Below are 7,453 nucleotides of genomic sequence, written 5' to 3'. Positions count from 1 at the left end.
TCGCTCAAATCCGCGCCGCGATGCCCCGCTGCGCACGCCGTTGGCTACATGCGTGAAATATCCGGGCTAGACAGGAAGCGGTGGGGGTGGTTTGGGTGGTTGCGCCCTGATGGATGCGTTTTTTTGGGGGGTGCTTCGCTTGCTGCGCAGCAAGCGAAGCCGCCCTTGGTGGCCAAAGCGCATCGGTCAGGGCGCAGCTTCCCGCACCCCAGCGGGCACCTCCAATCTGACTCACCGCAGCTGCCCGAACGCAGCGCCCGCAGGGCGCGTAGTGAGTTCTGCGGTGCCAAAGCTGCGCAGCACGCCTTCTTTGCGTCCTTTCTTGGGCGACCAAGAAAGGATGTCGCCCGCCGGGGCGAGTCCCGGCCAGCCGCCTTAAAAAAAGAAAAGGTAAGCCGCTCACTCTCCCATCGGCAGCCGCAATTCAAAACACGCCCCAGGGGCTCCATCGCTGCGCCCCAAGCAGCGCACGCTGCCGCCGTGGCGCTGGGCGATGCTGCGCACCAGGGCCAGCCCCAGGCCCACGCCGCCGCTGCGCTCGCTGGCCCCGGGCAGGCGGTAGAACTTTTCAAAAATGCGTTCGCGCTGCTGCGGCGGCACGCCGGGGCCGTGGTCTTGCACGCGCACGATGGCCTGCTCGCCTTCGCGCAGCAATTCCAGGCTGATGCTGCCCTGGCTGTAGCGCTTGGCGTTTTCCAGCAAATTGCGCACCGCGCGGCGCAGCAGTCGGGCAATGCCCGGCACTTCAAGCGCGGTGGTGTGCAGCTGCAAATCGGCATCGACGCGGGCACATTCTTCGGCGGCCAGGCCGATCAGATCAACGGTCTCGCTGCTGCCCACGTCCACGTCCGGCTGTTCTAGGCGGCTGGCCAGCAAAATTTCATCCACCAGCTGGTCCAGCTCGGCAATGTTGCGGCGGATTTCCTGCTGGGCGCTGCGCTGCTCAGGGGCATCGCCCATTAGCTCCAGCCCCATGCGGATGCGCGCCAGTGGCGAGCGCAGCTCGTGCGAGGCATTGGCCAGCAGGCTTTGGTGCGATTGCACCAGGGTCTGGATGCGCTCAGCCGCAGCATTGAACTGGCGGGCCAGATCGGCCACTTCGTCCTGGCCCTGGGTGGGCACGCGCACGGCCAGATTGCCCTCGCCAAACTGCTGCACGCTGCGTTGCAGGTTTTCCAGGCGCTTGAGCAGCCGCCGGATGATGGGGAATACGGCCAGCGCCACCGCCAGCCCGACCAGCCCCAGCAGCCACACAAAGCCCAGCGGCGGGCGCAGCCAGTAGCTGATGTCCAGGGGGCTGGGCGGCGGCGGTGGGCGGCCCCGGTGGGGGGTCATCTCCAGCAGGTAGGCCTGGCCATCGTCGCCCTGGATGGCAAAGCGCAGGCTATCGGTATTGCTGCCATTGCTGGTATTGCGGCGGCGCTGGCGCTCAAAGCTGCCTTGCAGCACCACGGCCCCGTTGGCATCGGTGACGGTCAGCTCGCGGGCCAAGGTGCCCTGCACGCTGTTGCGCACTTCGTGCTCTTGCGCCACCTTCCAGGCCAAGCCCACCAGCAAGGTCAGCACGGCCACGCCGCCGACCACGGCCAGCCAGATGCGCAGGTACAGGCGCTGGGCAAAGGCTTGGAACATGCTGGCGCCTTCAGTCCTGCTGCTTGGCAAAGACGTAGCCCACGCCGCGCACGGTGAGAATGCGTTTGGGTTTTTTCGGATCCAGCTCAATCGCCGCGCGGATGCGGCCCATGTGGACGTCGATGCTGCGGTCAAAGGCTTCGAGCTCGCGCCCGCGCACCACTTCCATGATCTGGTCGCGGGTCAGCACCCGCCCGGCGCGTTCGGCCAGGGCCACCAGCAGGTCGAACTGGTAGCTGGTCATCTCTGCCGCTTGTCCGTTCACCGTGACCAGGCGGGCATCGCGGTCGATTTCCAGGCCGCCAAAGCGCAGCACCGGGTGCGCCGGTTCGGCCACGGCAGCGGCCCCGCGTTGGTTGCGCCGCAAAATGGCGCGGATGCGGGCCAGCAGCTCGCGCGGTTCAAAGGGTTTGGGCAGGTAATCGTCGGCGCCCATTTCCAGACCGACCACGCGGTCCATCGGATCGCCCTTGGCGGTCAGCATCAGCACCGGCACCTCGGCGGCGGCACCGGGCAAGGCCCGCAGGCGGCGGCACACTTCCAGCCCGTCCAGGTCGGGCAGCATCAGATCCAGAATCAGCAAATCGGGCAGGGGCTGGCGTTGCAGTTGCTGCAGGCCGCTGGTGGCATCCGGGCAGTGCGCCACCGATAGGCCGTTGTTCCCCAGGTAGGTGACGACCATGTCCGCCAGGCGCTGGTCGTCTTCAATCATCAATAAGTGTTGCTGCGTGCTCATGCCGGGCAGTGTAGGGGGCGCAGTTGTCTGTTGTGTAAAGCGGCGGGGCTGCTACCAATAAAGGGGCTGTTTTCGCTTTTCAATAAACGACTTCAGATATGAAAGATGCTGAAATCGTTTATTTGCCAGCGGAAAAAGCTTCTCTTTTTGGTGTGCTGCGCGTCAGGTAGCGCAGCAATTGGTCCATCAGGGCATACAGCTCTTCGTAGCGCCCCGGGGGGCGGGCCTGCAATGCCTGCGCGGTCTGGATGAAAGGCGACGCCGCCAGTTCGCCGTGGCAGTGGGCGAGCATGGCGGCCACGCTTTCGGGCGTGGTTTCCAGGTGGAATTGCAGGCCGATGGCCCGCTGGCCGACCTGGAAGGCCTGGTGCGGGCACGCCGCGCTGCGGGCCAGGTGGATGGCCCCGTCCGGCAGGTCGAAGGTTTCGCCATGCCAGTGAAAGACTTCTGCCGTGGCCGGAAAGGCAAAGCCGCTGCCCTGCGGCGCACAGCCCTGGATGGGGAACCAGCCGATCTCCTTGTGCTGCGCCGGGTAGACCCTGGCCCCCAGGGCCGCCGCCATGAGCTGCGCCCCCAGGCAGATGCCCAGCACGGCCTTGCCGCTGCGAATGGCCTTGCGCAGCAGGCGCTTTTCCGGGCGCAGCCAGGGCAGCGCGGCTTCGTCGTTGGCGCTCATGGGGCCGCCCAGGACGATCAGCACGTCGAAGGCGCTGACCGGCGGCAGGACGGCCCCGGCCTCGAACAGCCGGGTCGTCGTCACCACCTCCTGCCGGGCGGTCAGCCAGGCGGCGATGCTGCCCGGCCCTTCAAACGGCACATGCTGCAAAACGTGTACGCGCATGGGATGCACCCCCCGCATCTCAGCCAATGGCCCGCTGCGGCGCGGTGCGGGCGTGGGTGGTGTACAGCGTCAGGCCGGTGAAGGCCAGGCCACCGACGATGTTGCCCAGTACCACGGGGATTTCGTTCCAGATGAAGTAGTCCATGACGGAGAAGTTGCCGCCCAGCATCAGCCCCGAGGGAAAGAGGAACATGTTCACCACCGAATGCTCGAAGCCCATCGCGAAGAACAGCATGATCGGCATCCACATGGCGATGACCTTGCCGCTGACGGTGGTGGAGATCATCGCGCCGACCACGCCGGTGGACACCATCCAGTTGCACAGCACGCCGCGCAGGAAGATGGTGGCCCAGCCCATCAGCCCGTATTCGGCATAGCCCAGGGTGCGGGCCTCGCCGATGTGGCCGATCTTCTGCCCGATCTCGCCCGGCGGCACGGAAAAGCCGTAGGTGAAGATGAAGGCCATCATCCCCGCCACGGTCAGCGCCCCCAGGAAGTTGCCGACGAACACCAGCCCCCAGTTGCGCAGGATGCCGCGCACGGTGACGCCGGGGCGCTTGTCCAGCAGCGCCAGCGGGGTGAGCATGAACACGCCGGTGAGCAGGTCGAAGCCCAGCAGGTAGAGCATGCACACGCCGACGGGAAAGAGCAGCGCCCCGATCAGCGCCGAGCCGCTCATGACGCTGGCACTGACGGCGAACACCGCCGCCAGCGCCAGGATGGCCCCGGCCATGAAGGCGCGGATGAGGGTGTCGCGGGTGGACATGTGGATCTTGGCTTCGCCGGTATCGACCATCTTGGTGACGAATTCGGCGGGAGAGAGGTAGGCCATGGGAATACTCCTGCAAGGGTGGGAAATCAGGGGAAAGCGAAGAAAGAGGCCATCAACGCACTGCCGGCAGCGCCCGCTGCGCCGGGCCGGCCAGCGGGCGGGTCTGCGCCAGGGCGTGCCCGGCCAGTTCGGCAGCGTCCAGGTAGACGGCACCGCCTTGCACCTGCACGCGAAACACCGGGGTGCTGCCCTCGTCCGGGGCCAGCGCCTGCCCGTCGGCCAGGCCGATCGTCCAGTTGTGCAGCGGGCAGGCCACGTTGTCGCCAAATACCATGCCTTGCGACAGCGGCCCGCCCTTGTAGGGGCTGTAGTCCAGCAGGGCGTAGACGGCGTCCGCCGCCGTGCGGAACAGCGCCACTTCCAGCCCCCGGGGCCGGGCCACGCGACGTGCGCCCTGGCGCGGGATGTCGTCCAGTTGGCAGATGTATTGCCAGTTCGCTTGGGATGTCATGGGGATACCTTTCCTGTTCAAACGGTGGCCGCGGGGACGGGGACGATGGGGATGAACTGCCGGGCATCGACCCGCGCCTTGTCGCCCTCGAACCAAGGGTCGGGCTCGCCCTCCAGCGCCGCTTGCAGCCGCGCCCACAGCGCCTGCCGGTTGGCGGCGTCTTCCAGCACTTTCTGCCTGACGTGTTCTAGGCCGACGCGGGCCACGTAGTGGGTGGTGCGCTCCAGGTACCACCCTTCCTCGCGGTAGAGCTGGAGGAAGGCGCCGCTGATCTCCAGCACCTCCTCGGCGGTTTTCACCTTGGTGAAGAACTGCGCCACTTCGGTCTTGATGCCGCCGTTGCCGGCGATGTGAATTTCCCAGCCGGAATCGACGCCGATGATGCCCACGTCCTTGATGCCGCTTTCCGCGCAATTGCGCGGGCAGCCGCTGACGGCCAGCTTGACCTTGTGCGGCGCGTACATGCGCCACAGCGCCCGCTCCAGGTCGCGCCCCAACTGGCTGCTGTCCTGCGTGCCGAAGCGGCACCACTCGCTGCCCACACACGTCTTCACGGTGCGCAGGCTCTTGCCGTAGGCGTGGCCGCACGGCATGCCGATGTCGCGCCACACGCCGGGCAGGTCTTCCTTCTTCACGCCCAGCAGGTCGATGCGCTGGCCGCCCGTCACCTTCACGCCGGGAATCTGGTACTTGTCCACCACGTCGGCAATGCGGCGCAGCTCGGCGGCATTGGTCTCGCCGCCCCACATGCGCGGGATGACGCTGTAGGTGCCGTCCTTCTGGATGTTGGCGTGGCTGCGCTCGTTGATGGCGCGGCTTTGCGGGTCATCCAGCGCCTCCTTGGGCCACGTGCTGATCAGGTAGTAGTTGATCGCCGGGCGGCAACCGGGGCAGCCGTCGGGCGTCTGCCACTCCATGAAGGCGAAGACTTCTTCCTTGCTGACGAGATGGTGCGTGCGGATGGCATCGCGCACCGCCTGGTGGCCGTGTTCGGTGCAGGCGCACACGGGCTTGGCAGCGCTGTTGGCCGCATACGCGCCGCCCACGGTGGCCATCAAGAGCTGCTCCACCAGCCCGGTGCATGAACCGCAGCTGGCGCTGGCCTTGGTGTGCTTGCGCACCTCGTCGATGGTGAACAGGCCCTTTTCCTTGATGGCCTTGCAGATGGTGCCCTTGGTCACGCCGTTGCAGCCGCAGACCTCGGCATCGTCGGGCATGGCGGCGGCCTGGTTCTGCCCGGCGTGACCGCCGTCGCCCAGGTTGCTTTCGCCAAACATCAGGCTGGCGCGCAGCTCGGCCACGCTGCGGCCCTCGCGCAGCAGCTGGAAGTACCAGCTGCCATCGACGGTGTTGCCGTACAGGCAGGCGCCGACCAGCTTGTCGTCCTTGAGCACCAGCTTCTTGTACTGCCCCGCGCCGGGGTCGCTCATGACGATTTCTTCCGTACCCGCGCCGCCCATGAAGTCGCCCGCCGAGAACAGGTCGATCCCCGTCACCTTCAGCTTGGTCGAGGTCTGCGACCCCAGGTAGCGGCCAATGCCGAACTCCGCCAGGTGGTTGGCCGCCACCCGCCCCTGCTCGAACAGCGGTGCCACCAGCCCGTAGGCAATGCCCCGGTGCGCCGCGCATTCGCCCACGGCGTAGATGCGCGGGTCGGTGGTGGTCTGCATGGTGTCGCCCACGACGATGCCCCGGTCGACGTGCAGGCGCATCGACTCGGCCAGGGCCGTGTTGGGGCGGATGCCCACGGCCATGACCACCAGATCGGCCGGGATTTCGCTGCCGTCCTTGAAGCGCACGGCCTGCACGCGGCCAGCGGCGTTGCCCAGCAGCGCCTCGGTCTGCGCCTGCATCAGGAATGCCATGCCGCGCTCCTGCAAAGCCTTTTGCAGCATCTGCCCGGCCGTGGGATCCAGCTGGCGATCGAGCAGCCATTCGCCCGCGTGCACCACCGTCACCTGCATCCCGCGCTTCATCAGGCCATTGGCCGCCTCCAGCCCGAGCAGGCCGCCGCCAATCACCACGGCGTGCCGGTACTGCGCAGCCGCGTCGATCATGGCCTGCGTATCGGCAATGTCGCGGTAGGCCAGCACGCCGTCCAGATCCTTGCCGGGAATCGGCAGCAGGAAGGGGTTGGAGCCGGTGGCCAGAATCAACCGGTCGTAGGGCACGCTGATGGTCTCGCCCGTGCCGCGCACCGCCTGCACGGTGCGCCGGGCACGGTTCACCTCGGTCACGGTGCAGCCGGCGTGCAGGGTGATGCCGTGCTCGGCATACCACGCCCAGTCGTTGAGCACGATCTGCTCCAGCGTCTGCTCCCCCGCCAGCACGGGCGAGAGCAGGATGCGGTTGTAGTTGGGATGCGGCTCCGCGCCGAAGATGGTGATCTCGTACAGATCGGGCGCGATCTTCAGCAGCTCTTCGAGCGTGCGCACCCCCGCCATGCCATTGCCCACCATCACCAGTTGCATTTTTTTCATAGCGCCCTCTTGCAGTGTTCATCAACGGCCCAATCGGGCCACGAACACAACAAAGCAACAACCATGCCAATGCAAAAACCGGCTTACCGTCCCCTGTCAAAGCAAGGGTTGGGAGGGCGATGCACGCCATTTTTTGGTGCGAACCATGCTGCAACGCACCAAAAACCGGCAACCGAGGCTTGCGTCAGCAAGCGAGGCAGCCCCACCCCGACAGCATCTCCGTCAGGGCGCAGCCCCAATAACAGGCAAGCCGCATCCCGTCTGACTCACCGTGGCTGTCCGAGCGCAGCGCCCAAAGGGCGCGTAGCGAGTTCCACGGTGCCAAAGCTGCGCAGCACGCTTTCTTTGCCTCCTTTCTTGCGCGGGCAAGAAAGGAGGTCGCCCGCCGGGGCGAGACCCGGCCAGCAGAACCAAAATCAGGCAAACAATAAAAAATAGCTGCTACCGCATATAAACAAACGATTTCAAGAATAAAACACCA

Annotated in this window: 6 protein-coding genes; all 6 read right to left on the bottom strand. The window is 66.2% G+C overall.

All coding sequences use genetic code 11. The features are described from left to right. Positions 1-399: 399 nt before the first annotated feature. On the bottom strand, positions 400-1,632 hold the full coding sequence (locus tag ACFO24_RS11955) for an ATP-binding protein (protein ID WP_377738550.1): 1,233 nt from the start codon (positions 1,630-1,632) through the stop codon (positions 400-402). 10 nt (positions 1,633-1,642) lie between these two features. After that, complete coding sequence (locus ACFO24_RS11950; protein ID WP_377738549.1) at positions 1,643-2,368, bottom strand: response regulator; 726 nt, start codon at positions 2,366-2,368, stop codon at positions 1,643-1,645. Between the two features lie 118 nt (positions 2,369-2,486). Continuing rightward, a complete protein-coding gene (locus tag ACFO24_RS11945; RefSeq protein WP_377738548.1) occupies positions 2,487-3,209 on the bottom strand; it encodes a type 1 glutamine amidotransferase in 723 nt (240 codons plus the stop codon). A gap of 19 nt (positions 3,210-3,228) precedes the next feature. Then, the gene (locus tag ACFO24_RS11940; RefSeq protein WP_207574061.1) at positions 3,229-4,041 is read right to left on the bottom strand and encodes a formate/nitrite transporter family protein; all 813 of its coding nucleotides are present in this window, start codon (positions 4,039-4,041) and stop codon (positions 3,229-3,231) included. 52 nt (positions 4,042-4,093) lie between these two features. Further along, the gene (gene nirD, locus ACFO24_RS11935; RefSeq protein WP_377738547.1) at positions 4,094-4,492 is read right to left on the bottom strand and encodes a nitrite reductase small subunit NirD; all 399 of its coding nucleotides are present in this window, start codon (positions 4,490-4,492) and stop codon (positions 4,094-4,096) included. 17 nt (positions 4,493-4,509) lie between these two features. Further along, complete coding sequence (gene nirB, locus ACFO24_RS11930; RefSeq protein ID WP_377738546.1) at positions 4,510-6,972, bottom strand: nitrite reductase large subunit NirB; 2,463 nt, start codon at positions 6,970-6,972, stop codon at positions 4,510-4,512. Between the last annotated feature and the right edge of the window lie 481 nt (positions 6,973-7,453).

The sequence above is a fragment of the Comamonas denitrificans genome, assembly GCF_042654745.1.
GTDB lineage: Bacteria > Pseudomonadota > Gammaproteobacteria > Burkholderiales > Burkholderiaceae_C > Comamonas > Comamonas denitrificans.
This window is presented reverse-complemented; position numbering and strand designations above follow the sequence as displayed.